The organism is Pseudonocardia sp. Ae150A_Ps1 (assembly GCF_001932315.1).
Classification (GTDB): Bacteria; Actinomycetota; Actinomycetes; order Mycobacteriales; family Pseudonocardiaceae; genus Pseudonocardia.
Map to the genome: position 1 here is coordinate 1486581 of NZ_MCIJ01000001.1, position 24186 is coordinate 1510766.

Below are 24186 nucleotides of genomic sequence, written 5' to 3' on the forward strand. Positions count from 1 at the left end.
CCGTGCTGACCCACATCCTCCTCGATCTCGACGGCACCCTCGTCGACTCCGCCCCCGGCATCCTCGGCTCGATGCGCCGCGCCATCGACGAGGTCGGCCTCGACGTGCCCGAGTCCGCGCTGGGCACCCACCTGCTCGGGCCGCCGCTCTACCGCTCGCTCCCGCCGATCCTCGGCGAGGAGGGCACGGCGGCGGTACTGCCGGTCTACCGCCGGATCTACGGCGACGAGGACGGCTGGATGGGGAGCAGGCCCTACCCCGGCGTCGAGGAGCTGCTGCGGGCGCTCGGCGACGCCGGCGTGACGATGGCGCTCGCCACCAGCAAGGCCGAGCCGTCGGCGCGCAAGATCCTCGCTCACCACGGCTGGACCGACCTGTTCACCGAGATCGTCGGCGACACCCGCACCGCCGACCGCCCGACCAAGGGCGCCGTGGTCGCCGAGGCGCTGCGCCGGCTGGGGAACCCGTCCGGTGCGGACGAGCCGCTGATGGTCGGCGACCGGCTGCACGACGTCGAGGGGTCGGCCGAGCACGGCCTCCGCTGTGCCGGCGCGGGCTGGGGCTACGCCGAGCCGGGCGAGCTGGAAGCCGCGGGTGCCGAGATCGTGTACGCATCCGCGGACGATCTCCGGGTCGCACTCCTCGGCTGAGGACTTCCTTTCGCCGGCCCGTTCGCGACCGGTAGACACCGAGGTATGACGGTCGTCTCACTGCACCGGTACCCGGTGAAATCCATGCTCGGCGAGTCCGTGGAACGGTCGGTGGTGACCGGCCGCGGGCTGCTGGGCGACCGGGCACTGGCGGTGTACGACGTCGAGTCGGGCACCGTCGCGAGCGCCAAGGTCCCGCGCCTGTGGTCGGGCCTGCTCGACTTCTCCGCGCGGTTCGCCGCCGAGCCGGAACCGGGCCGCCCGCTGCCCGAGGTGGAGATCCGCTTCCCGGACGGCTCGATGCTGCGCTCCGACGACCCGGGGATCGACACGGCGCTCTCCGCGATCCTCGACCGCGAGGTCCGGCTCATCGCCGAGCCACCGGAGGGCAGCCAGTTCGAGGAGGTCTGGCCGGAGTTCGACGACCTCCCGATCGACCAGCTCGCCCCCGGGCAGCTGATCGAGGGCACCACCGCCCGGCACGAGGACACCGGCGAGCGGGTCAGCCGGTTCGACGTCTCCGCGTTCGGCGCGCCGGGCACCTTCTTCGACCTGTCCACGCTGCACGTGCTCACCGAGTCCACACTGGACCGGTTGCGCGAGCTCGCCCCGGACGCGACCTTCGACCCGCGCCGTTACCGCCCGAACGTCGTCCTTCGCGGCGAGGACGCCGGCTTCCTCGAGAACGACTGGCCGGGGTCGGACGGCACCATCGGCGGCGTCGCCGTGCGGTACTCGTTCGCCACCATGCGGTGCGTGATGACGACGCTGGCGCAGGGCGACCTGCCCCGCGACCCCGGCACCCTGCGGACCATCGCCAAGCACAACCGGATCGAGATCCCGCAGATCGGCGGGGTCTGGGCGTGCGCCGGGGTGTACGCCGACGTCGTCACCGACGGGGAGATCGCGGTCGGCGACGAGCACGAGGCCCCCACCGCGGCCTGACCCCGCGCCCGGCACCCGGTCGGCGCACCCCGCCACCGTCGGCGCACCCCGTCACGTGGCGAGGCACCCCACGCGACGGGTGCGTGAGCCGGCGCCGGGGTGCACGGACAGACGACGGGGTGCTCCGGCTCGAGACGGCCGCCGGACGGAGCGGGCCTGGCTACGCGACGGCGCACGCCCGCGCTCCGTCGGCACCGATGGCGTTCGCACAGCGAACGCTTGTCCGCAGATCGCACACTGCGGTACCGTCGCGTCCGACGGAGGTGCGTGATGGACAAGGTGGTGGCATCCGCCGCGGACGCGGTCGCCGACATCGGCGACGGCGCGTCGCTCGCGGTCGGCGGGTTCGGCATGTCGGGGGTCCCGACGGTGCTGATCGCCGCCCTGCTGGAGCAGGGCGCGACCGATCTGGAGACGATCTCGAACAACCTCGGCGTCGACGGCTTCGGCCTCGGCACCCTGCTGTCCGCCGGCCGGATCCGGCGCACGATCGGCTCCTACGTCGGCAACAACAAGGAGTTCGCCCGCCAGTACCTGGGCGGCGAGCTGGAGCTGGAGCTGACCCCGCAGGGCACGCTCGCCGAGCGGCTGCGCGCCGGGGGCGCGGGGATCCCGGCGTTCTACACCCCGGCCGGTGTCGGCACGCTCGTCGCCGACGGCGGCCTCCCCTGGCGCTACGCACCCGACGGCTCCGTCGCGGTCATGTCGCCCGAGAAGGAGGTCCGCGAGTTCGACGGCGTGTCCTACGTCCTCGAGCGCGCACTGACCCCCGACTTCGGGCTGGTCCACGCCTGGAAGGGCGACCGGCACGGCAACCTCGTGTTCCGGCGTTCGGCGCGAAACTTCAACCCGGACGCGGCCGCCGCGGGCCGGGTCACGATCGCGCAGGTCGAGCACCTGGTCGAGCCGGGCGAGATCGACCCGGACCACGTGCACACCCCCGGCATCCACGTCCAGCGCGTCCTGCACGTGCCCGGCGTGGAGAAGCCGGTCGAGTTCAGGACGGTGAGCGGCTGATGGCCCTGACACGCGACGAGATGGCCGCCCGGGTCACCGAGGAACTCCCGGACGGGTCGTACGTGAACCTCGGCATCGGCATGCCGACCCTGGTCCCCGGGCACATCCCCGACGGCCGCACGGTGGTCCTGCACTCGGAGAACGGGATCCTCGGCGTCGGTCCCTACCCCACCGACGACGAGATCGACCCCGACCTGATCAACGCCGGCAAGGAGACCGTCACCGTCGCCGACGGCGCCGCCTACTTCGGGTCTGCGGAGAGCTTCGGCCAGATCCGGGCCGGGAAGCTCGACGTCGCCGTCCTCGGCGGCATGGAGGTCGCGGCGAACGGCGATCTCGCGAACTGGGCCGTCCCCGGCAAGATGATCAAGGGGATGGGCGGCGCGATGGACCTCGTGCACGGCGCCCGGCGCGTCGTCGTGATGATGGACCACGTCTCGAAGGACGGGTCACCGAAGATCGTCGAGCGCTGCTCGCTGCCGATCACCGGCCTGGGCTGCGTGACCCGGATCGTCACCGACCTCGCCGTCATCGACGTGACACCCGACGGTCTCGCGCTGGTCGAGACCGCCCCGGGCGTCTCCGCCGACGAGGTGCGGGAGAAGACCGGCGCCCCGCTGGCCTGACGGCTCGTGAGTGGTTGACGCGGTCCTGACCGCGTCAACCACTCACGGGCGCGCAGCGCCCACCGTGACGGGCATCCCCGTCAGCCCGCGGACCAGGGTCGACTCGCGGTAGGTCAGCTCCGACGGGTCGACGGCGAGCGCGAGGTCCGGGCGCTGCGCGACCAGCTTCCCGATCGCCACCCGTCCCTCGGTGCGTGCCAGCTGGGCGCCCAGGCAGAAGTGGATGCCGTGCCCGAAGAACACCCCGCCGGACGCGTCCCGGGTGATGTCGAGCTCCTCGGCCCGCTCGGTCCACGCGGGGTCCCGGTTGGCCGCGGCCAGGCCGAGCATGACCGTCGACCCGGCGGGGATGGTCACCCCGGAGTAGGTGACGTCCTCGCTCGCGAACCGCATCGGCGTGTTCGTCACCGGCGACTCGAAGCGCAGGAACTCCTCCACCGCCGACGTGATCAGTGACGGGTCGTCCTGCAGCCTCGCCCGCTCCCCGGGATGGGTCAGGAGGGCCAGGACGCCGTTGCCGATCAGGTTGACCGTCGTCTCGTGCCCGGCGATGAGCAGCAGCATCGCCATGGCGACGAGCTCCTCGTGGGACAGGGTGTCGCCGTCGGCCTCGCTGACCGCGAGCAGCGACGAGAGCAGCGCGTCGTCGGGCTCGGTGCGCTTGCGCTCGATGAGCTCGCTCAGGTAGCCGTGCAGGCTGCCCATCGCGGCGAACTTCTCCTCCTGCGGCGAGTCGTCGACCATCACCGACGACCACGCGGAGAACTGGTCCCGGTCCTCCGCAGGCACGCCGAGCAGCTCGCAGATCACGAGCACCGGGACGAGGAACGCGTACTCCCGCATGAGGTCGACCGGCCGGTCGGCGGGCAGCCGGTCCAGCAGCTCCTGGGTGATCTCCTCGACCCGCGGCTGCAGCTCGTTCATCCGCCGGACGGTGAACGAGCGGCTGACCAGCTTCCGCAGCCGGGTGTGGTCCGGCGGGTCCATCAGGATCATCATCGGCGTCGGCGCCGCGGCGTGCTCGTCCCGCTGGTCCGCCGGCAGCGTGTAGCGCCAGTCCTTCGACAGCCGTGGGTCGACGAACGCCTCCCGGACGTCGGCGTAGCGGGTGATCAGCCACGCCTTCCCGTCCGGCAGCGCCAGCTCGCGCACCGGCTCGTCGTCGCGCAGCGCCGCGTAGGCGGGGTGCGGGTCGGTCCAGAAGTCGCCGGAGAACAGGGCGTGCGGCTCGGTGCCGGTGGTGGTCAGCGCCATGTCCCCATGGTGCCAGCGATGGGTAAGCGACCGCTTACATCAGCCGAGACGAGTGGCGGAGCACACATCCGGGTCCAGCGCGACGTCCGCCGGGGCCGGCCGCCCGAGGATCACCGACGCGGCAGGGCGGCCAGCGCCGGGGCGGACTCGATCCCGGACCCGCCCTGCCCCGCGACGAGGTGGAAGCCGGGGTGACCGGGGCGGGCACCCAGCACCGGGGCCCGGTCCGGGGCGAACGTCCGCAGGCCGGCCCATGCGGTCCGCACCGAGCGCAGGCCCAGCGTGATCGCCTCGCCGACCCGGTCCAGCGCGAGCGCGACGTCGAGCTCGTCGGGCCGGGCGTCGCCGGGCGGCTGCGGGGTCTCGTCGGCGGGTGACACCAGGACGGCGTCGGCCTCGGGCTTGAGGTACCAGCGCTCGGCCGCGTCCGCGATCAGCGGGAGCGGTGCTCCGCCCGGGCGGAGCACCGACGGATCGGCGACCGGGCAGGCGGCGATCGTGCGGCGGTGCGGCACCAGCCCGGCGCCGGAGACGCCCGCCAGTGCGGCCACCTCGTCGGCCCAGGCCCCGGCGGCGTCGACGACGGCGCCGGCCCGCACGACGTGCCCGGCGACCGTCCGCGCGGTCCAGCCGTCGCCGTCGCGGGCCAGCGCGCTCACCCGGGCGTCGCGCAGGACGGTGCCGCCGCGGGCGCGCAGGCCGCGCCGGTAGCCGTCGTGCAGGGCCGCGGTGTCGACGTCGGCCGCGCCGGCGGTCCAGGCGGCGGCCCGGGGCGGCCGGCGCAGGACGGGTGCCCGGCGGTGCGCCTCGTCCGGGTCCAGCGCCACCGGGGCGCCCGGCTCGCCGGCCTGGTCGGCGAGCATCGCGGCCAGGGCAGCGGCGCCGTCGTCGTCGGTGCCGACGTGCAGCACCGGGCGCGGGGTCAGCAGCGGCGGGGTGCCGAGCTCGTCGGGCAGCGCGGCGAAACGCGGCCCGGACGCCGCGATCAGCGCCCGGAACGGCCCCGACCCGTGCCCGGGGATGTAGGTCGCCGCGGACCGTGCGGTCGAGTGCACCGGCATGTCGGTCTCGGCCTCCAGCAGCACGACGCGCGCGTGCGCGGCCAGCTCGTAGGCCACCGACACACCGGCGATCCCGCCGCCGATCACGACCAGGTCCGTCAGGTGCGCGTCCACCGGCGCGACGGTAGCCGCGGAAAACCGGTGGCACGCCGTGGCGGTGGTCTCCTACCGTTCCCGCCATGCTGATCCGGTTCCTCTGAGCGGCCCGCCGGGGCTCCTCCCGCGAGTCCCCGCGCCCGCCGGCCCGTGACGTCCGTCCCCGGGCCCGGAACCGATGCCGCGCGCTCCGCCGCATCCTGCCGTCCGGCGTTCCGGCACGTCACCGGCCCTCCTCGGTCAACGTCCGACCCGTCATCACCTGGAGGCCCGTATGCGCACCACCCGATCCCGCTCCACCGCCACGCCCGGCGACACCACCACGTCCGGCGGCGGCACCACCGTGCCGTCCCCGGCCCTCCTGCCCGGACCCTCCGCGGCGGGCCCGGACACCGGTACCACCGGCACGGGTGCCGCGACCGTGCCCGGCACCGGCGCGTCCGACCGCCCGGCCAACCGCGCCGAACGCCGTGCCGCGAAGCGCGGGAAGGGCTCCGGCGGGGCGTCCGGCCCGGCCGCGCCCCGCACCGCGGGACCGACGCCGCACGTGAAGCCCGCGCACGTCCGCACGGACTTCGCCGCCCGCCGGTCCGGCTGACCGGTCTCCGGGGCCCGTGCCCGTCACCGGGCACGGGCCCCGGACCGTGATCACACCCGAGCACCACCCCCGCTGTCGGTGGCCCGTGCGACGCTGTCCGCCGTGACCGTCTCCGTCTGGTGGGCCGCGCCGGTCGAGCCCTCCTCCCGGCCCGATCTCGTCGCGCTGCTCGACGACCACGAGCGCGACCGGATGGCCGCGCTGCGCCGCGACGACGACCGCGCCCGCTACCTCGCCGCGCACGCGCTGACCCGCCTCGTCCTTGGCACGCATCTCGACGCCGATCCGGCCGGGCTCGCTCTCGACCGCACCTGTCGCTGCGGCCGGCCGCACGGCAAGCCCCGGCTCACCGGCCGGCACGACGACCCCGGCTTCTCCCTCACCCACTCCGGCGCGCTCGTCGGCGTGGCGCTGGGGGCCGGGCCGGTCGGCGTCGACGTCGAGCAGCACAGGCCCCTCCCCGACCTGGACGGCCTCGCCCGGCACGCCCTCTCCCCCGCCGAGCGCGACGCGGGCGTGCTCGCGGCCGACGGGTTCCTCGTCACGTGGGCCCGGAAGGAGGCCCTGCTCAAGGCCACCGGCGAGGGCCTGAGCAGCCCGATGGAGGCGATCACGCTCTCCGCGCCGGACGCCGACGCCCGCATCCTCGACTGGCCGGATGCGGGCGGGCCGTGGTGGGTCGCCGACGTCGCCACCCCGCACCCCGACCACCCCGGCGCGGTCGCCGGTGCCGGGCACGCCGCGCCCCGGATCGACGTCGCCGACGGCGACGCGGTCCTGTCGGTGGTCCGGGGCACCATGGGGCGGTGACGACACCGGACGGGAGGAGCCCGGGCGCCCCGCGGACCGCGTCCGCCCGATGGGTGCTGCACCTCGACATGGACGCGTTCTTCGCCTCCGTCGAGCAGCTCACCCGGCCGACGCTCGCCGACCGGCCGGTGCTGGTCGGCGGGGCCGGTCCGCGCGGCGTCGTCGCCGGGGCGAGCTACCAGGCGCGGGTGTTCGGGGCGCGCTCGGCGATGCCGATGGGCCAGGCCCGGCGCCGCTGCCCGCACGCGACCGTGCTGCCGCCCCGGTTCGCGTTGTACAAGGCGATCTCCGACCAGGTGATGGGGGTGCTCGCGGAGTTCTCCCCGGTGCTGGAGCCGGTGTCGGTGGACGAGGCGTTCATCGAACCGCCGGTGCTGGCCGGGGCGGATCCGGCGGCGGTCGACGAGTTCGGCACCCGGCTGCGCGCGGCGGTGCGGGAGCGGACCGGGCTGCCGGCGTCGGTCGGGGCCGGGTCCGGCAAGCAGATCGCGAAGATCGCCTCCGAGCTGGCGAAGCCGGACGGGCTGCGGGTGATCGCCCACGCCGAGCAGGAGACCGTGCTCGCCGCACTGCCGGTGCGGTCGTTGTGGGGCATCGGACCCGTCTCCGGTGAGGCGCTGCGGAAGATCGGGATCGAGACGATCGGCCAGCTCGCCGCCATGGACGGGCGCGAGGTCGCCGGGGTGCTCGGCACCGCGATGGGCACCGAGCTGCACCGGCTCGCCCGCGGGATCGACGACCGCCCGGTCGCGCCGCGCGGCGCCGCCAAGCAGATCTCCGCGGAGACCACGTTCGACACCGACCTCACCGCGATGACGGCGGTGCACGACGCCGTCGCGTCGATCTGCGTCGCGGTGCACCGGCGGCTCGTCGCCGACGGGCGCGCCGCGCGCACCGTCACCGTCAAGGCGCGGACCGGGGACTTCACGACCCACACCCGGTCGGAGACGACCCCGTTCCCCAGCCGGGACCTCGCCACGCTGACCGCGGTGGCCCGCCGGCTGGCCGACACCGCGGTCGGCGAGGGCGGGGTCCGGCTGCTCGGGGTGTCGGTGTCCGGGTTCGGCGACGAGCCGCCGCTCGCGCTGTTCGAGGCGGTCCCGTCGGAGCAGGGCTGGCGGGCGGCGACGAGCAGCGACACCGCGGAGCCGGGCGGCACCGACTCCCCGGAGCCGGGCCCCGGTGGACCGGAGCGCGGCACCGGCGGAGCAGCGGCCGCGGAGCCCGGCGTCCCGGGCGGTACCGCGACGATCGCCGGCCACGCCGTCGTCACCACCGTGGCGGCGGCGGCCGACGAGCCGGCGCTACCGGCGGTGACCGACGAGCCGGCACCGCCGACGGTCGGCCCGGGCCCCACCCGTCCGGACCGGGTGCCCGACCCGGACCGGCCGCGGGCCGCGGGCGACGACGTCCACCATCCCGAGCACGGGCACGGCTGGGTCCAGGGAGCGGGGCACGGCCGCGTGACCGTCCGGTTCGAGACGGCGCTGACCGGCCCGGGCCGCACCCGCACCCTCGACGCGTCCGACCCCGTCCTGGCCCGCGCCGATCCGCTCAGCAGCTGGCAGGCACCCGCCTGAACCCCGGTCAGCCGATCAGCGGGCTCCGGTGCGGGGGCGCGACCCGGGTCCCGGCGGGGACGCGGACATCGAGGTCCGGGCAGCAGCGCTCGAGGCCGTCCAGCACGGCGCCGAGCGCGACGTCGGACCTCGGCTCCCCCGCCACGAGCAGCACCGCGGTGCCGGACGGGGCGGCGCCCGCCCAGGTGGTGAAGCGCGCCACCGCGTCGCGCGGGGACACCCCCTCGACCCGCCACGCCTCGGCGTAGAACAGCGCGACCGACTCGGGCCCGCGGGGGAACGTGAAGACGGTGTCCGCCTCGGCGAGCAGGTCGTCGGCCCCGCAACCGGCCGGGCCGGACCCGGCGTCGGGCTCGGTGCCGAGCACGACCAGGACCGGGCGCGCGTCGTCGCTCATCGCATGACCTCCTCGAGGGTCCTCGCCCTCACCAGTGGATCTCCTGCGACGACGGCCAGTCTCCTGGCTCGCGGATCGTCACGCGCCCCCGGCCTTCCCGCCCGTGGTGGGCCGTGACCGTGGGTGGGGACGCGCTCCCCGATGACAGTGGCGGGACCGCGCCGGACTCGCACCGGCTTCCTGCACCGTCGTCGTCACCGAGCCCATCACGCGGACGGGCGAGGGTCAACCACGACCGGCGGAGCCCACACCCCGCAGATGATCGAGGACGTCGTGCTCGGCGAGCGTGCCCAGCAGCGGGCCGTCCGGTGTCTCCCGCACCGGGAGCCCGGCCCCGCGGTGCGCCGCGAGCAGGTCCAGGACGTCGTGCACCGGGGTGTCCGGGGTGAGCGGCCCACCGGCCCCCGGCTGCGGACGCCCGTCGGCCGGGGAGGCCCCGCCGTCGTCGGCGGGGTCGAGGGGACGCATCACCTCGCCGACCGTCACCCATCGCAACGCCTCGTCGGTGGGGGTGTCGGCGGCGAGGTCGATACCGCGCCGGAGCAGCTTGAGCGTGTAGATGTCGTCCCGCGAGACCAGGTGCGAGAGCCCGGTGGCGAGCACGACGGCCGCCATCAGCGGCAGGATCAGGGCGTAGTCGCCGGTCAGCTCGAACACGATGAGCACCGCGGTGATCGGGGCGTGCGCGGCCCCGGCGAACACCGCCGCCATCCCGACCAGCCCGAACGCCCCGGGGTCGAGGTGCAGCGCGGGGAACGCGGCCGCGGCGGCGACCCCGAACGCGGTCCCGGCCGGCCCGCCGATGAACAGCGAGGGCGCGAACACGCCGCCGGACCCGCCGATCCCGATGGTCAGGCTCGCCGCGACGATCTTGCCGATCACCAGCAGGAGCAGGAACCCGAACACGTACCGGCCCTCGATCGCCCCCTCCAGCACCGGGTAGCCGACGCCGTACATCTGCGGCAGGGCCAGCAGCAACGCCCCCAGCAACAACCCTCCGACGGCGGGGCGCAGCCACTCCGGGCCGCGCCAGACCGCGTCGCACACGTCCTCGATCCGGTAGAGGATCCGCGCGAACGCCCAGCCGAGCAGCCCGGCGAGCAGCCCGAGCAGGGCGTAGAGCGGCAGCTGCGCGGCGCTGCCCAGCTCGAAGTGCGGCAGCGTGAGGATCGCGCGGTCCCCGGCGATCAGCTCGGCGGTGACGTTCGCGGTCACCGAGCTGATCACCAGCACACCGAAGGCCTCCGCGCCGAACGACCGGAGGATCAGCTCCAGCCCGAAGACGACACCGGAGATCGGCGCGTCGAACGTCGCGGAGATCCCGCCCGCCGCCCCGCAGGCGACCATCAGCACCAGCCGGGTCGACGGCACCCGCAGCCACTGCCCGATCGCCGAGCCGAGCGCGGACCCGATCTGCACGATCGGCCCCTCCCTGCCGACCGAGCCGCCGGTGCCGATGCAGATCCCGGACGCGAGCGCCTTCACCCCGGCCACCGTCGCCGGGATCCGGCCGCCGCGGCGCGCAACCGCGACCATCACCTCGGGGACGCCGTGCCCGCGGGCCTCCGGTGCGAACCGCTGGACCAGCGGCCCGTACACGAGCCCGCCGAGCACCGGCGCGACCAGCAGGAACCAGACCCCCAGCGCGGGCAGGTGCTCCGACGGGACGCGCCCTGCGCCGGAGTAGTCCTCCCGGCCGGTGACCAGCCAGGTCACACCGAGGATCAGCTCGTGGAACAGCACCGAGCCCACCCCGGCTCCGACGCCGATGATCACGGCGAGGCCGACCAGGCCGGGCCGGGTACCGACGAGCGCCCGGTGCAGCGCACGGAGGGCCGGGCGGGGGGGCTCCGGCGACGGCGCTCACCGGGCTGCCCCGCCCTGGTCGTCCTGCTCGCCCACGGACAGCGGGGCGACGGCCCAGTCCGTCTCGGGCACCTCGCCCGCCGCGGCGGCGAACGTCCGCAGCGCGTCGCGCACGGCGGTCCGTTCCCCCGCAGGCAGCGTCGCGAGCAGCCGGTGCATCTCCGCACGACGGCGCCGGGTCACCTCCCGGACCAGGTCCCGGCCGGCGCCGCTGAGCGCGACGGCGACCTCCCGGCGGTCCGCACCGGTCCGGGTGCGCTCCGCCAGCCCGCGGGCCACCAGGCGGTCGCACATCCGGGTCGCGGTGGACGCCGACACCGCCAGCGCCACGGCCAGGTCCGCCGGGCGCCGGGTGCCGTGCTGGGCCAGGACGACCAGCGCCCGGTACTGGGGCACGGTCACGTCCTCGCCCGCGTGCTCACCGGCGGCGGCCAGGGACCGGGCCACCACCGAGAGCATCGCGCGGCTCGCGGTCATGACCGCGTCCACGACGTCGTCGATCTCGTCCGTCACGCCCTCATCGTTGCACACTGCAAAGTTGCAGTGTGCACGGATCAGGCTGTGCACGGATCAGTCGGCGACGGGTGCCTCCAGGCCCGCCACGGGCCCGATGACGATGATCGCGGGCGGGCTCACCTCGGCCTCGGCGGCGACCTTCTCGGCCGTCTCCAGGGTGGCGCGCACGGTGCGCTGGATGCGGGTGGTGCCGTCCTGCACGATCAGCACCGGGGTGTCCGCGGCGCGGCCGTGCGTGATCAGCGCGTCGGCGAACCGCCCGAGCCGCTCGACGGCCATCATCAGCACGATCGTGCCGGTCATCCGGCCCAGCGCGGTCCAGTCGGTGAGGCTGCGCGGGTCGTCCGGCGCGACGTGCCCGGAGACCACGACGATCTCGTGCGCCACCCCGCGGTGGGTCACGGGCGTCCCGGCGACGGCGGGTGCCGCGAACGCGCTGGTGATGCCGGGGACGACGGTGACCGGCACCCCGGCCGCGGCGCAGGCCTGGACCTCCTCGAACCCGCGTCCGTAGACGAACGGGTCGCCGCCCTTCAGCCGGACGACGAACCGGCCGGCCCGCGCGTTCTCGACCAGCAGCTCGTTGATCTTCTCCTGGGCCATGGCGCGGCCGTAGGGGATCTTGGAGGCGTCCATCACCTCGACGTCGGGCGGGAGCTCGTCCATGAGGTCGCGCGGGCCGAGCCGGTCGGCGACGACGACCTGTGCCCGGGACAGCAGCCGCCGTCCGCGGACCGTGATCAGCTCGGGATCGCCGGGCCCGCCGCCGACGAGCGCGACGCCCGCCTGCGGGAGCTCGGCGTCCTCGTCGACGACGCCGGACTGCAGCGCCTCCACCAGCGCGGTGCGCACGGCCGCGGAACGGCGGTGCGCACCCCGGGCCAGGACGCCGACGGTCAGCCCGTCGTGCAGGCCGGTGGCCGGGGTGACGGCGGTGCCGCGGCTGCCGTCGTCGGCCCGGACGCAGAAGACCCGTCGCCGCTCGGCCTCGGCGGTGACCGCGGTGTTGACGGACGCGTCGTCGGTGGCGGCGATGGCGTACCAGGCGCCGTCGAGGTCGCCGTCGGCGTACCCGCGGGCGGACCAGGTGATCTCACCGGCCGACACCATGCCCTCGACCGCCGGCGTGACCTCGGGCGAGACGACCTCGACCACGGCCCCGGCGGCGATCAGACGGGCGGCGCGGCGCTGCGCGACCTGCCCCCCGCCGACGACGACGACCCGTCGCCCGGACAGGTCCAGGCCGACCAGATACTGCTCGTGCTGCGCGCTCAACGACGTTCCTCTCCCGGGTGGTCCGCGCCCGGACGTGGGTTCCGCGCCGACGGCGAGGTCCGGCTCCCGGGCCCGCGGACCCGGTCACGGCGGCGGGACCGCCCCGGACTCGCACCGGGTTCCCGCTCGACGGCGACGATCGAGGATAACGACCGACGCATGCGTGTCCGCCCCACGGAGGCCAACCCCACACCACCGGCCAGGGTCGGGTCCCCTTCCCTCCGTCCCGGGTTCGCACGGGATCGCTCGCCTCGCACGGGATCGGATCCTGTGCGAGCGGAGGAACTCCGTGCGAACAGCGGCGGGGAACCGGGGGGCGAGGGGCGGGTCAGGGGCGGCGGGCGACGGCGGCGGTCACGCCGGTGCCGGTGGTCTTGGGCACCACGAGCTCCGCGCCGGGGCCCGCGGCCAGGAGCGCCGCCGCCTCGGCGACCCCGGGCGTCCCGGTGGCGGCGGCGACCCGCTCACTGGGGTGCGGCACCACGACCCCGGCCAGCTCGGTCGCGGTGAACCCCCGCGGCACCCGGGGTGCGACGGCCGCGCGTAGGCCGGGCTCGCCGGCCCGCCGGTCCAGGGTGGCGACGTCCGCGGAGGCCAGGTCGAGGCCGTGCGCGACCGCGACCCGGTCCAGGAGCCGGCGCACCGCGTCCTCGGAGCATCCCGGCCGCGCCCCGATCCCGACGACGAGCCCGTCCGCCCTTCCTGTGGTCACGGCCGGCCCGGCACGCACCGCCGGGGCAGGACCGCACCGATCCGCGGCCGGGGCCCCGCAGCCCCCGGGCACGGCGACGCGGCCCCCGGCACGGCGACGCGGGCACCGGTCACGGCGATGCAGCACCGGTCACAGCGACGCGGGCGCTGCTCACGGTGAGGCGGGCGCCGTCGTCGCCCCGCGTGCGGCGGCGACGAACCGGGCCACCGCCTCCGGGACGCCCGCCGGGTGGGTGTGCAGGAACGAGGCGTGCACCCCGTCCACGACGTACCCCTCGGGCTCGCCGCCGCGCCACACCCAGGCCGGTGCCGCCCCGGCCCGCGGGGTGACGGCGCAGCGGTGGAACTCGTGCGCCCCGACCCGGGCACCCGCCGGGAACGGCGCGGACCCGGAGACGGCGACGGCGTCCCGGTAGCCCAGGGTGAGTCGTGGGGTCATCGCGGCGGACGCGTCGAGCACCCCGCACATCGGGGTCCCGTCGAGGTCCCGGCACAGGTAGAGGAGCCCACCGCACTCGGCGTGCACCGGTGCCCCGGAGGCCGCGAGCCGCGCCACCCCGGAGCGCAGCGAGGCGTTCTCCCCGAGCGCACCGACGTGCTCCTCGGGGAACCCGCCGGGCAGGACGAGCGCCGCCGTCCGGTCCGGCAGCGACGGATCCCGCAGCGGGTCGACGACCGCCACCTCGGCCCCGGCCGCGGCCAGCAGCTCGGCGTGCTCCGCGTACCCGAACCCGAACGCGGGCCCACCGGCCAGTGCGACGACGGGCCGCTCCCCCGCACCCGGTATGGGGCTCGCCGCGGCGGTCTCGGCCGCCGGGTCCCACGCCGGGCCGTCCGGCAGCGGCCGGGCGAGTGCGAGCACCGCGTCGAGGTCGACGTGCGCCGCCACCAGCTCCGCCATCGCGTCCACCGCTGCGGTCGCGGCGGACCCGTGCTCGGCGGCGGTGACCAGCCCGAGGTGCCGGGAGGGCACGGCCAGCTCAGCGCGCCGCGGCACGGCGCCCAGCACCGGCAGGCCGACCTCGTCGGCCGCGGTCCGGCACACCTCGGTGTGCCGGTCGGAGCCGACCCGGTTCAGGATCACGCCCGCGACCTGCACGGACGGGTCGAACGACCGGAACCCGTGCAGCAGCGCGGCGAGCGAGCGGGACTGCCCGCGCACGTCGACGACGAGCACCACCGGCGCTCCCAGCGCGGCCGCGACCTGCGCGGTCGATCCGGCGCCGTCGGCGATCCGCCCGTCGAACAGGCCCATCACGCCCTCGACGACGGCGACGTCGGCCCCGGCCGCCCCGTGCCGGGCCAGCGGCGCGAGCCGGTGGGTGCCCTGCAGCACGACGTCGAGGTTCCGGCCCGGACGCCCGGCGGCCAGGGTGTGGTAGCCCGGGTCGATGTAGTCCGGCCCGACCTTGAACGGGGCGACGCGGGTCCCGCGCCGGCTCAGCGCCGCCATCAGACCGGTGGAGACGGTCGTCTTGCCGCTGCCCGACGACGGCGCCGCGACCACGACCGCCCGGGCCGGGTTCACCACTCGATCCCCCGCTGCCCCTTCTGACCGGCGTCCATCGGGTGCTTGACCTTCGTCGTCTCCATGACCAGGTCGGCGGCGTCGACCAGGGCCTGCGGCGCGTCCCGCCCGGTGATGATCACGTGCTGCTGCCCGGGCCGGTTCGCGAGCACCTCGACGACCTCGTCGGTGTCGATCCAGCCCCACTTCAGCGGGTAGGTGAACTCGTCGAGCACGTAGACCCGGTGCCGCTCGTCGGCGATCCGGCGGCGGATCTCGGCCCAGCCCTCGCGGGCGTCGTCGGCGTGGTCGGTCTCGGTCCCCTGCTTGCGCGTCCAGGACCAGCCCGAGCCCATCTTGTGCCACTCGACGGGCCCGCCCTGGCCGGTGTCGTCGTGCAGCTTCCCGAGGGCGCGGAACGCCTCCTCCTCACCGACCTTCCACTTCGCCGACTTCACGAACTGGAACACGCCGATCGGCCAGCCCTGGTTCCAGCCGCGCAGCGCCATCCCGAACGCGGCGGTCGACTTGCCCTTCATGACGCCGGTGTGCACCACCAGCAGCGGGCGGTTGCGGCGCTGGCGGGTGGTCAGCCCGTCGGCGGGGGTGACGCTCACCTGTCCCTGCGGCACGGTCGTTCTCCCTTCACGCGGCCTGGGCGGTGCGGGCGGAGCGCACGAGGTCGCCCACGCTGTCGGCGGTCAGCTCGTCGAGGGTCACCAGCTCGCCACCGGCCGCGGCGGCCAGCGGCGCGGCCAGCCCGAGCCGGACGTGCCCGCCCTCGCAGTCGACGACGACGGTGTGCACCCCGTCGGCGGCCAGCAGACCGGCGGCGCGGCGGGCGTCCGACACCGGGTCGCCGCCGTCGCGGGCGGGCACGGTGGCACGACCGTCGGTGAGCAGCACGACCAGCGGGCGGCGGCGCGGGTCCCGGCGGCGCTCGGCGTCGAGCACGGCGCGCGCCTTCAGCAGCCCTCCGGCGAGCGGGGTGCGCCCGCCGGTACGCAGCTTCGCGAGGCGCTGCTGCGCGGTCGGGACCGACGACGTCGGCGGCAGCGCGAGCTCCGCCGCGCGGCCCCGGAACGTCACCAGCCCGACCTTGTCCCGGCGCTGGTAGGCGTCACGGAGCAGGCCGAGCACCGCACCGGAGACCGCCGTCATCCGCTTCCGCGCGGCCATCGAGCCCGACGCGTCGACGACGAACAGCACGAGGTTGCCCTCCCGCCCCTCGCGCTGGGCGCGGCGCAGGTCGGTGCGGTGGACGAGCAGGCCCGGCCCGCTGCGCCCGCGCGTGGCCTGGTGCGGCGCCGCGGCGAGAACCGTGGCGGGCAGGTGCAGGTCGGCGGCGCGGGCCGTGCCGGAACCGGTGGGCCGGACGACGCGGCCGGTGTCGGTCCGGGCCCGCGACCGGCGGCCGGGCGCGCCGGCCCCCAGGCCCGGGACGGTGAACTTGCGGACGGTGGCCCGGCGCAGCCGTGCGGTGTCCCCGAGGACGACGGCGCGGCCCTCGCCGTCGTCGCCGCCCTGCGGGGTGCCGTCGGCCGGGTCCGGTGCGGGGGCGTCGGATCCCTGCGGGCCCTCCTCGCCCTCCTGGCCGCCGCCGGCGTCGTCGCGGGGCGCCGCCGGGTCGCCACCGGTCCCCGATCCGTCCGCCCCACCGGGATCGGTCCCGGGTGCGTCCGGGGCGCCGCCGTCGGAGCCCGGACCGTCGGGGCCGCCGTCGCCCGGGTCCTGGTCGCCGCCGGGCCCCCCGTCGTCCGGGCCGCCGTCCGGGTCGTCGGGGCCGTCGTCGGGGTCGTCGTCCGGGCCCAGGTGGTCCTCGGCGTCGCGCAGTGCCTCGTCGAGGTCCTTCTCGTCGAGGCCGGGCTCGTCGAAGGGATCGCGGCGGCGGCGGTGCGGCAGCGCGAGCCGGGCGGCGACGCGGACGTCGTCCTCCGTCACCGCCGTCCGGCCCTCCCAGGCGGCGTGTGCGGCGGCGGCGCGGGTGATGACGAGATCGGCGCGCATGCCGTCGACGTCGAACCGGGCGCAGACGAACGCGATCCGCTCCAGCTCCCGGTCGGAGACGCGGACGGACCCGACGCGCTCCTGGGCGGCGCGCAGCCGCCCGGCGGTCGCGGCCTCGTCGCCGGCGTAGCGGGCCGTGAACCCGGCGGGGTCGTCCTCGAACGCCATCCGCCGCCGGGTCACCTCGACCCGGGTCGCGACGTCGCGCGACGCCCGCACTTCCACCGTCAGCCCGAACCGGTCGAGCAGCTGCGGACGCAGCTCGCCCTCCTCCGGGTTCATCGTCCCGACCAGCAGGAACCGGGCCGCGTGCGAGACGGAGACGCCGTCGCGCTCGACGTGCGCACGGCCCATCGCGGCCGCGTCCAGCAGCAGGTCGACGAGGTGGTCGTGCAGGAGGTTGACCTCGTCGACGTAGAGCACCCCGCGGTGGGCGTCGGCGAGCAGGCCGGGCTGGTAGGCGCGGCGGCCCTCGGACAGCGCCCGCTCCAGGTCCAGGGAACCGACGAGACGGTCCTCGGTGGCGCCGACCGGCAGCTCCACGAGCCGTGCGGGCCGGGTGGACGCGGCGGGCTCCGCGGCGTGCGGGCCGTCCGGGCACCCCGGGTCGGGGGCGGCGGGGTCGCAGCCGAACCGGCAGCCGTCGACGACGTCGTGCTCCGGCAGCAAGGCGGCCAGTGCGCGCACCGCGGTCGACTTGGCGGTGCCCTTCTCCCCGCGCACGAGCACCCCGCCGACGCCCGGGTGGACGGCGTTGAGCAGCAACGCCAGCCGCAGGTCGTCGTGCCCGACGACGGCGGAGAACGGGAAGCGGGGGGTCGTACCGGCCGTGCTCGTCGAACTCACCCGCGTGAGGCTGCCAGACCGGACGCCAGCACCGGGAGGTCCGGTGGCGCACCGTGTCCGATCACATGTTCAAGTGTGGACGTATCGAGATGATGTTCGACCAGGTCGGCGAGCAGATCGACCTGCCGGGTCCGCTCGGCGTGGAACGACGTGTCGTCGGCCACCCGGAAGCCGTCCCGCCCGGCCTCGGCGGCGAGCCGGGTGAGCAGGAGCCTGCGGAACCCGTCGTTCTCGGCGAGGCCGTGCCAGTGCGTGCCGAGCACGCCGCCGCGGTCGGAGCCCTCCCCGGCGCCGTCGACCAGCGCGGGGTCACCGGAGCGCACGACACGGCCGTGGTGGATCTCGTAGCCGGTCACCGGCTCACCCCAGGCGGTCGCGGTGGGCGTGCCGAGGTGCTTGACCGGGTCGAACGCGATGTCGAGATCGAGCAGCCCGAGCCCGTCGACGACGGTGCCCGCCTCCGCCTCGGCGCCGTCCGGATCGGCGATCGTGCGGCCCAGCATCTGGTACCCGCCGCAGATCCCCAGCACCGGACGCCCGGCGGCGGCGTGCGCGCGCACCGCGTCCGCCATCCCGGACGCGTGCAGCCACGCCAGGTCGGACACGGTGGACTTCGACCCCGGCAGGACGACGACGTCGGTGTCCGCGATCCGGGACGGCACGGACACGTACCGGACGGCGACGCCCGGCTCGCAGGCCAGCGCCTCGGCGTCGGTGGCGTTGGAGATCCGCGGGAACCGGACCACCGAGACCCGCAGCCACTGGTCGCCCCGCGGGGGCGCCGGGCTCCCGAGCACGCCGTCGGCGACCGCGGACAGCGAGTCCTCGGCATCGAGCCAGAGCCCCTCGGCGAACGGGAGCACCCCGAGCGGCGGCCGCCCGGTGAGCACCCGCAGCTGCTCCAGGCCCGGTTCGAGGAGGCGCGGGTCCCCGCGGAACTTGTTGATCACGAACCCGGCGACGAGCGCCTGGTCGGCCGGGTCGAGGACGGCGAGGGTGCCGAACAGGTGCGCGAGGACACCACCCCGGTCGATGTCCCCCACGACGAGCACCGGCAGGTCGTTGCGGCGCGCCAGGCCCATGTTCGCGAGGTCGGTGGCCCGCAGGTTGATCTCCGCGGGTGAGCCGGCGCCCTCGCAGACGACGACGTCGTAGCGGCTGCGCAGTTCCGCCAGCGACGCGGCGACGACGTCCGACAGCGCGGCCGTCCGGTGCCGGTAGGACAGCGCCGAGACCTGTCCGTCGGCGCGCCCCCGCACCACGACCTGCGACGTCCGGTCGCTGCCCGGCTTGAGCAGGACCGGGTTCAGGTCGACGCCCGGGGCGATCCCGCAGGCGAACGCCTGCATGGCCTGGGCCCGCCCGATCTCGCCACCGTCCGGGGTGACGACGGAGTTGTTGCTCATGTTCTGCGCCTTGAACGGCGCGACCCGGACGCCGCGCCGGTGCAGGAACCGGCAGATCCCCGCGACGAGCGCGCTCTTACCCGCGTCCGAGGTCGTACCGGCGACGAGCACGGCACCCGTGAGGTCGGTGCCCGGAGGATCAGCAGCCACGGCGATCAGTATCCCTGCGCCCCCCGACTACCCTGGACGGCGTGCGTTTCCTGCTGCGGCCCGGCTGGCTCGCCTTCATCGGCGTCGTCTGCGCCTTCGTGGTGCTCTGCTACACGTTGCTCGCACCGTGGCAGTTCGACCGGGAGGCCGAGCGGGACGCGCAGAACCGCGCCATCGCCGCCGCCGACGCGACGCCGGCGGTCCCCTTCGCCGAGCTGGTCCCGCCGGGCCAGGGCGTGTCCGGCGACGACATCTGGCGCCGCGTCGACCTGACCGGCACCTACGAGCGCGACGCCGAGACGCTGGTCCGGCTGCGCGTCGTCGGCGGCGCCCCGGCCTACGAGGTGCTGACACCGCTGCGGCTCGCCGACGGCCGTCTCGTCGTCGTCAACCGGGGGTCGGTCGCGGCCGGCGACGGCGGCGTCGTCCCCGGGTACGCGCCGGCCCCGTCCGGCCAGGTCACCGTCGAGGGACGGCTGCGCCTGAACGAGAACGACCCGCAGGGCCGCCCGCCGCTGCTCGAGGGCGGCACCCACCAGATCTACGCGGCGGACTCCCGGGCGCTAGCCGGTGCGACCGGCGCGTCCCCGCTCGAGGGTGTCGTCTCGCTGGAGGAGGGGCAGGCCGGGGTGCTGACCCCGATCCCGATCGCCCCGCCCGGCGGCGGCGCGCCGTTCAGCAACTTCTCCTACGCCCTGCAGTGGCTGACCTTCGGCGTGGTCGCGCTCGTCGCACTGGGGATCTTCATCCGGCTGGAGATGCTGCAGCGACGCGGGAGGCGCGAGAGCCGGGGCAGCTTGCGCGACCAGCTCTCCGGCCGCGACGGCTACTCCGCCGACGAACCCCGCGCCGACCGGGACGAGCACACGCCCAGCGGGACCTGACCCGGCTTCCCCGGGCGCTCGACCGTGCGCCGCGCGGGCGCGCGGGCCAGGAGCCGACGTCGAATGTCGGGCGCGCCGGAGGCAGGCGGGCCGGGCCGGGCGGGCCGGGCGGGCCAGGGCCGGGCCGGGCGGGCCAGGGCCAGGGCCGGAACCCGGTCGGGGGCCAGGACCACTTCACCGACAATCGCTTCCTCAGGAAGCGATCTCCCCCGAGTGCGTCCCTCCACGAGGGCGGGACGCCACGTCCGGACTGCTCCGCCGCCGGTCTGCCGGGCACGAGCCCGGTCGCTCCCAAGGGCCCGGACGACACCCCACCGCTCAGGCACGGGACCGACGGCACGAGGACCTGTTCCGAGATCGCTGCCTGAGGAAGCGATTCCACGGAACCCCCTCACCTCGGCCGGGACGCGCGTTCGACGGACGGCCCGAGTCGCCGACCGCCGAGCCACCGAGTCGCCGGGTGGCCGGGTCGCCGGGAGCCGGGGCGCCGGGAGCCGGGAGCCGGGAGCCGGGAGCCGGTCACCCCGCCCGCACCCACGCCACGCCGACCGCCAACGCCCCCGCTGCCGCGGCGACCAGGCGGGAGAGGCGGGCCGCGCGGTGCAGGTCCGGGACGCGGGGCGGGTCGCCGTCGCCCAGGGCGGGGCGCTCCTCGACGCCGTAGGCGTAGGTCGTCGTCCCGCCCAGCCGCAGGCCCAGGGCGCCGGCGGCGGTCGCCTCGACCGGGCCGGCGTTCGGGCTGGGGTGGCCCGCGGCGTCCCGGCGCCAGGTCCGGGCGGCGTCCCGCGGGCTGCCGCCGACCAGCGGTGCCAGCGCGACCGTCAGGACCGCCGTCACGCGCGACGGGACCAGGTTGACCAGGTCGTCGAGGCGCGCCGCGGCCCATCCGAAGCGCTCGTACCTCGGCGACCGGTAGCCGACCATCGCGTCCAGGGTGTTCACGGCGCGGTAGCCGAGGAGCCCGGGTACCCCGGCGACGGCGCCCCAGACCAGCGGGCCGACGACCGCGTCCGAGGTGTTCTCCGCCAGCGACTCGACCCCGGCACGGGCCATCCCGTCGGCGTCGAGCAGCTCCGGGTCGCGGGCGCAGAGGCTCGGGATCCGGGCGCGGGCCGCGGCGAGGTCATCCGCGTCCAGCGCGGTGGCGAGCGCCGATCCCTCCCGGACCAGCGAGCTGCCACCGAGCACCGCCCAGGTCGCGGCCGCCGTCACGAGCACCGTCGGGGCCGGCGAGCGGGCCGCGCCGCGCCACAGGCCGTGCCGGGGACCCCGCCGGAAACCGCGCCGGAGAGCGTGCTCGGCCAGCGCACCGGCCGCGACCGTCCCGCCGACCAGGACCGTCGTGTAGGCGGCCCCGGCGGCGCGGGAGTCGCGGTACAGGCGCCGCTCCAGACCCGCGGCGAGCGTCCCGAAACCGGCCACCGGATGCCCGCGCCGGGGATCGCCCAGCACCGCGTCGGCGAGGATCCCGATCATCAGTCCGGCCGCCCGGCCCCGTGCGCGCACGACGACGACCGTAGATCGGCACGCCGGAGGCACAGCAGGCAGGATCAGCGGCATGCGCACGGACCTGAAGCCGGCCGAGGTGGGCGCCGGCCCGTTCTACAAGCTGCTGACCAGCGTCGTCGTCCCCCGGCCGATCGCCTGGGTGTCGACCCGCTCCGCGGACGGTGTCGACAACCTGGCCCCGCACTCGTTCTTCACGGTGTCCTGCGTCGACCCGCCGATGGTCCAGTTCACCTCGGTCGGGAAGAAGGACTCGCTGCGGAACGTGTCGGAGACCCGGGAGTTCGTGGTCTGCCTGGCCGGCGAGCCGATGTTCGAGAAGATCAACGCGACGGCCACCGACTTCCCCTCCGACATCAGCGAGTTCTCCTCGGTGGGCCTGACCCCGGAGCCGAGCGCGACCGTCGCGCCGTACCGGGTCGCCGAGTCACCGGTCGTGCTGGAGTGCGAGCTGCACGCCAACATCGAGCTCGGCAACTCGACGGTCGTGATCGGCCGGGTCACCCACGCCGCGATCGACGAGAGCGTGTTCGTGACCGACGAGCGCGGCAACAGCCTGCCCGACGTCCGCCGGCTCGCCCCGCTGGCCCGCCTGGGGCGCAACGAGTGGTCCCGGCTCGGGGAGATCATCGAGATCACCCGCATCCCGTACCGGGAGTGGCCGGGCCACTACGAGAGCTGACGCCGGGCCCGCCGCGCGGCGCCTACAGCGTGTACTCCTTCGGCGGCTGCGCGGCCGGGTCGGCGTGGATCTCGCCCTCGCGGCCGCGCAGCTCGACCCGGCGGATCTTGCCGGAGATCGTCTTCGGGAGCTCGAAGAACTCCAGCCGCCGGACGCGCTTGTACGGCGCGAGGTTGTCGTAGGCGAACTGCAGGATCGCCTTCGCGGTCTCCTCGTTCGCCTCGTACCCCTTCGCGGGCACGACGTAGGCCTTCGGGACAGCGAGACGCACCGGGTCCGGCGACGGCACGACCGCGGCCTCCGCGACGGCCGGGTGCTCGATCAGCACGCTCTCCAGCTCGAACGGGCTGATCCGGTAGTCGCTGGCCTTGAACACGTCGTCGGCGCGGCCGACGTAGGTGATGTAGCCGTTCTCGTCGCGGGAGCCGACCTCGCCGGTGTGGTAGAAGCCGCCGGCCATCGCCTCGGCGTTGCGCTCGGGGTCGTCGGCGTAGCCGACCATCAGCCCGGTCGGCCGGTGGTCGAGGTCCAGGCAGATCTCGCCCTCGTCGGCCCTCGCGCCGGTGGCCGGATCGACCAGCGCGACGACGAAGCCCGGGATCGGCCGCCCCATCGAGCCCGGCTTCACCGGCTGCCCGGGCGGGTTGCCGATCTGCACGCTCGACTCGGTCTGGCCGAACCCGTCCCGGATCCGCAGCCCCCAGGACCGCTCGACCTGCTCGATCACCTCGGGGTTGAGCGGCTCCCCGGCACCGACCACCTTCGACGGCGGCGTCGCCAGCCCGGACAGGTCGGCCTGGATCAGCATCCGCCACACCGTCGGCGGAGCGCAGAAGCTGTCGACGCCGCAGGAGTCGAGCACCGACAGGACGGACTCGGCGTCGAACTTCGCGTAGTTCATGACCAGCACCGTCGCCTCGGCGATCCACGGTGCGAACACGTTCGACCAGGCGTGCTTGGCCCAGCCCGGCGAGGAGATGTTCAGGTGGACGTCGCCGGGCTCCAGCCCGATCCAGTACATCGTGGACAGGTGCCCGACCGGGTAGGACGTGTGCGTGTGCTCCACCAGCTTCGGCTTCGCCGTCGTGCCGGAGGTGAAGTAGAGGAGCAGCGTGTCGGACGCCTTCGTGACACCGTCCGCCTCGAACACCGCCGACGCGTCGTACGCCTCGGCGGAGTAGTCGCGCCAGCCGTTCACCACCCCGCGCACCGCGATGCGGGTGTAGTCACCGTCGACGGCGTCGAACTTCGCGGCGTCACCCGCCCCGACGACGACGTGCCGCGCCCCGCCGCGGTCCACCCGGTCCTGCAGGTCGGCGGGGGTGAGCAGGGTCGTGGCGGGGATGACGACCGCGCCGAGCTTCATCGCCGCCAGCAACGTCTCCCACAGCTCCAGCTGGTTGCCGAGCATCAGGATGATCCGGTCGCCGCGGGCGACGCCCTGGGCACGCAGCCAGTTCGCGACCCGGTTCGAGCGCTCGGCCAGCTCCGCGTAGGTCCAGTACGCCTGCGAGCCGTCCTGCTCGACGATCCACAGTGCCCGCCGGGCGCCCCGCTCCGGGTCGGCAGCGACCACGTCGAAGTGGTCCAGCGCGAAGTTGAACTCGTCGAGCTCCGGCCAGCGGAAGTCCCGGTAGGCGGTCTCGTAGTCCTCGCGGTGGGCCAGCAGGAAGTCGCGGGCGGCGAGGAACTTCTCCGTCGCCGCGGTACCGGTGGCAGACGCCATGGGTGTGCACCTCGTCGGGCTCGTGGGTCGTGCGCGCGGGGACCGGTCCCCGGCCGTCCCCGGCGACCCT

22 protein-coding genes and 2 riboswitches are annotated in these 24186 nt (G+C 75.6%); of the genes, 9 read left to right on the forward strand and 13 right to left on the reverse strand.

The features are described 5' to 3' along the window. Positions 1–2: 2 nt before the first annotated feature. The 4 genes from Ae150APs1_RS06555 to Ae150APs1_RS06570 all read left to right on the forward strand — a co-directional run bounded on the left by Ae150APs1_RS06555 (position 3) and on the right by Ae150APs1_RS06570 (position 3238). On the forward strand, positions 3–650 hold the full coding sequence (locus Ae150APs1_RS06555; protein WP_083679971.1) for an HAD hydrolase-like protein: 648 nt from the start codon (positions 3–5) through the stop codon (positions 648–650). Between the two features lie 45 nt (positions 651–695). Further along, entirely contained in the window at positions 696–1595 is a 900-nt protein-coding gene (locus tag Ae150APs1_RS06560) for an MOSC N-terminal beta barrel domain-containing protein (protein WP_010227286.1), read from the forward strand. A 270-nt stretch (positions 1596–1865) separates the two neighbouring features. After that, complete coding sequence (locus Ae150APs1_RS06565; protein WP_010227284.1) at positions 1866–2612, forward strand: CoA transferase subunit A; 747 nt, start codon at positions 1866–1868, stop codon at positions 2610–2612. Continuing rightward, a complete protein-coding gene (locus Ae150APs1_RS06570) occupies positions 2612–3238 on the forward strand; it encodes a 3-oxoacid CoA-transferase subunit B (protein WP_075296437.1) in 627 nt (208 codons plus the stop codon). The genes Ae150APs1_RS06565 and Ae150APs1_RS06570 overlap by 1 nt, the downstream gene beginning before the upstream one ends. A gap of 42 nt (positions 3239–3280) precedes the next feature. On the opposite strand, the gene Ae150APs1_RS06575 is transcribed toward Ae150APs1_RS06570, so the two are convergent. Together Ae150APs1_RS06575 and Ae150APs1_RS06580 are read right to left on the reverse strand one after the other, a co-directional pair. Continuing rightward, complete coding sequence (locus Ae150APs1_RS06575) at positions 3281–4492, reverse strand: cytochrome P450 (protein ID WP_075296439.1); 1212 nt, start codon at positions 4490–4492, stop codon at positions 3281–3283. A gap of 110 nt (positions 4493–4602) precedes the next feature. Further along, entirely contained in the window at positions 4603–5667 is a 1065-nt protein-coding gene (locus tag Ae150APs1_RS06580) for an FAD-dependent oxidoreductase (protein ID WP_083679972.1), read from the reverse strand. 256 nt (positions 5668–5923) lie between these two features. Here Ae150APs1_RS06580 and Ae150APs1_RS06585 point away from each other — a divergent pair, with 256 nt between their 5' ends. The 3 genes from Ae150APs1_RS06585 (at position 5924) to Ae150APs1_RS06595 (ending at position 8637) form a co-directional block, all read left to right on the forward strand. Beyond that, complete coding sequence (locus Ae150APs1_RS06585) at positions 5924–6247, forward strand: hypothetical protein (RefSeq protein WP_075296441.1); 324 nt, start codon at positions 5924–5926, stop codon at positions 6245–6247. A 102-nt stretch (positions 6248–6349) separates the two neighbouring features. Further along, positions 6350–7057, forward strand: a complete 708-nt coding sequence (locus Ae150APs1_RS06590) for a 4'-phosphopantetheinyl transferase superfamily protein (RefSeq protein WP_249266239.1) — start codon at positions 6350–6352, stop codon at positions 7055–7057. Next, a complete protein-coding gene (locus Ae150APs1_RS06595) occupies positions 7054–8637 on the forward strand; it encodes a DNA polymerase IV (protein WP_075296445.1) in 1584 nt (527 codons plus the stop codon). Before Ae150APs1_RS06590 ends, Ae150APs1_RS06595 begins: the two co-directional genes overlap by 4 nt. A 7-nt stretch (positions 8638–8644) precedes the next feature. Here Ae150APs1_RS06595 and Ae150APs1_RS06600 read toward each other — a convergent pair whose 3' ends face one another. The 9 genes from Ae150APs1_RS06600 to Ae150APs1_RS06640 form a co-directional block, all read right to left on the reverse strand. Further along, positions 8645–9034: a hypothetical protein gene (locus tag Ae150APs1_RS06600; RefSeq protein ID WP_075296447.1), complete on the reverse strand. Its 390-nt coding sequence runs from the start codon at positions 9032–9034 to the stop codon at positions 8645–8647. Between the two features lie 35 nt (positions 9035–9069). Continuing rightward, a riboswitch (cobalamin riboswitch) is annotated at positions 9070–9257 on the reverse strand. Positions 9258–9259: 2 nt separating this feature from the next. Continuing rightward, positions 9260–10810, reverse strand: a complete 1551-nt coding sequence (locus tag Ae150APs1_RS06605) for a chloride channel protein (RefSeq protein WP_249266240.1) — start codon at positions 10808–10810, stop codon at positions 9260–9262. A gap of 87 nt (positions 10811–10897) precedes the next feature. Beyond that, positions 10898–11413, reverse strand: coding sequence for a MarR family transcriptional regulator (locus Ae150APs1_RS06610; RefSeq protein ID WP_010230287.1), 516 nt, complete (start codon positions 11411–11413; stop codon positions 10898–10900). A gap of 57 nt (positions 11414–11470) precedes the next feature. Further along, the gene (cobA, locus tag Ae150APs1_RS06615) at positions 11471–12691 is read right to left on the reverse strand and encodes a uroporphyrinogen-III C-methyltransferase (RefSeq protein WP_075296451.1); all 1221 of its coding nucleotides are present in this window, start codon (positions 12689–12691) and stop codon (positions 11471–11473) included. A gap of 55 nt (positions 12692–12746) precedes the next feature. Then, positions 12747–12818: riboswitch (cobalamin riboswitch) on the reverse strand. Positions 12819–13019: 201 nt separating this feature from the next. Next, the gene (locus Ae150APs1_RS06620) at positions 13020–13403 is read right to left on the reverse strand and encodes a cobalamin biosynthesis protein (RefSeq protein ID WP_075301769.1); all 384 of its coding nucleotides are present in this window, start codon (positions 13401–13403) and stop codon (positions 13020–13022) included. Between the two features lie 150 nt (positions 13404–13553). Continuing rightward, positions 13554–14933, reverse strand: coding sequence for a cobyrinate a,c-diamide synthase (locus tag Ae150APs1_RS06625; protein WP_075296453.1), 1380 nt, complete (start codon positions 14931–14933; stop codon positions 13554–13556). Further along, positions 14927–15541 carry a cob(I)yrinic acid a,c-diamide adenosyltransferase gene (gene cobO, locus Ae150APs1_RS32640; protein ID WP_029239795.1) on the reverse strand — a complete coding sequence of 205 codons (615 nt, stop codon included), beginning with the start codon at positions 15539–15541 and terminating at the stop codon, positions 14927–14929. The genes Ae150APs1_RS06625 and cobO overlap by 7 nt, the downstream gene beginning before the upstream one ends. A 13-nt stretch (positions 15542–15554) precedes the next feature. Beyond that, on the reverse strand, positions 15555–17762 hold the full coding sequence (locus Ae150APs1_RS06635; RefSeq protein ID WP_075296455.1) for a putative cobaltochelatase: 2208 nt from the start codon (positions 17760–17762) through the stop codon (positions 15555–15557). Then, positions 17759–19318 (reverse strand): cobyric acid synthase, encoded by a 1560-nt coding sequence (locus Ae150APs1_RS06640; RefSeq protein WP_075296457.1) that lies wholly within the window; start codon positions 19316–19318, stop codon positions 17759–17761. The genes Ae150APs1_RS06635 and Ae150APs1_RS06640 overlap by 4 nt, the downstream gene beginning before the upstream one ends. A gap of 41 nt (positions 19319–19359) precedes the next feature. Between Ae150APs1_RS06640 and Ae150APs1_RS06645 the strand changes: the two genes are divergently transcribed. Beyond that, positions 19360–20202, forward strand: coding sequence for an SURF1 family protein (locus tag Ae150APs1_RS06645; protein ID WP_075296459.1), 843 nt, complete (start codon positions 19360–19362; stop codon positions 20200–20202). A 519-nt stretch (positions 20203–20721) separates the two neighbouring features. Here the strand turns inward: Ae150APs1_RS06645 and Ae150APs1_RS06650 are convergent. Next, positions 20722–21708 (reverse strand): cobalamin biosynthesis protein, encoded by a 987-nt coding sequence (locus Ae150APs1_RS06650; RefSeq protein ID WP_256385573.1) that lies wholly within the window; start codon positions 21706–21708, stop codon positions 20722–20724. 52 nt (positions 21709–21760) lie between these two features. Here Ae150APs1_RS06650 and Ae150APs1_RS06655 point away from each other — a divergent pair, with 52 nt between their 5' ends. Further along, positions 21761–22390: a flavin reductase family protein gene (locus Ae150APs1_RS06655; protein ID WP_075296463.1), complete on the forward strand. Its 630-nt coding sequence runs from the start codon at positions 21761–21763 to the stop codon at positions 22388–22390. Between the two features lie 22 nt (positions 22391–22412). Here Ae150APs1_RS06655 and Ae150APs1_RS06660 read toward each other — a convergent pair whose 3' ends face one another. Continuing rightward, positions 22413–24116: an AMP-binding protein gene (locus tag Ae150APs1_RS06660; protein WP_075296465.1), complete on the reverse strand. Its 1704-nt coding sequence runs from the start codon at positions 24114–24116 to the stop codon at positions 22413–22415. Positions 24117–24186 lie beyond the last annotated feature (70 nt).

What these genes read in the sequence shown, in the direction of transcription:
- Ae150APs1_RS06560 (WP_010227286.1), top strand. Translation starts at nt 696, where the DNA reads ATGACGGTCGTCTCACTGCACCGGTACCCGGTGAAATCCATGCTCGGC.
- Ae150APs1_RS06565 (WP_010227284.1), top strand. Translation starts at nt 1,866, where the DNA reads ATGGACAAGGTGGTGGCATCCGCCGCGGACGCGGTCGCCGACATCGGC.
- Ae150APs1_RS06570 (WP_075296437.1), top strand. Translation starts at nt 2,612, where the DNA reads ATGGCCCTGACACGCGACGAGATGGCCGCCCGGGTCACCGAGGAACTC.
- Ae150APs1_RS06575 (WP_075296439.1), bottom strand. Translation starts at nt 4,492, where the DNA reads ATGGCGCTGACCACCACCGGCACCGAGCCGCACGCCCTGTTCTCCGGC.
- Ae150APs1_RS06585 (WP_075296441.1), top strand. Translation starts at nt 5,924, where the DNA reads ATGCGCACCACCCGATCCCGCTCCACCGCCACGCCCGGCGACACCACC.
- Ae150APs1_RS06600 (WP_075296447.1), bottom strand. Translation starts at nt 9,034, where the DNA reads ATGAGCGACGACGCGCGCCCGGTCCTGGTCGTGCTCGGCACCGAGCCC.
- Ae150APs1_RS06655 (WP_075296463.1), top strand. Translation starts at nt 21,761, where the DNA reads ATGCGCACGGACCTGAAGCCGGCCGAGGTGGGCGCCGGCCCGTTCTAC.
- Ae150APs1_RS06660 (WP_075296465.1), bottom strand. Translation starts at nt 24,116, where the DNA reads ATGGCGTCTGCCACCGGTACCGCGGCGACGGAGAAGTTCCTCGCCGCC.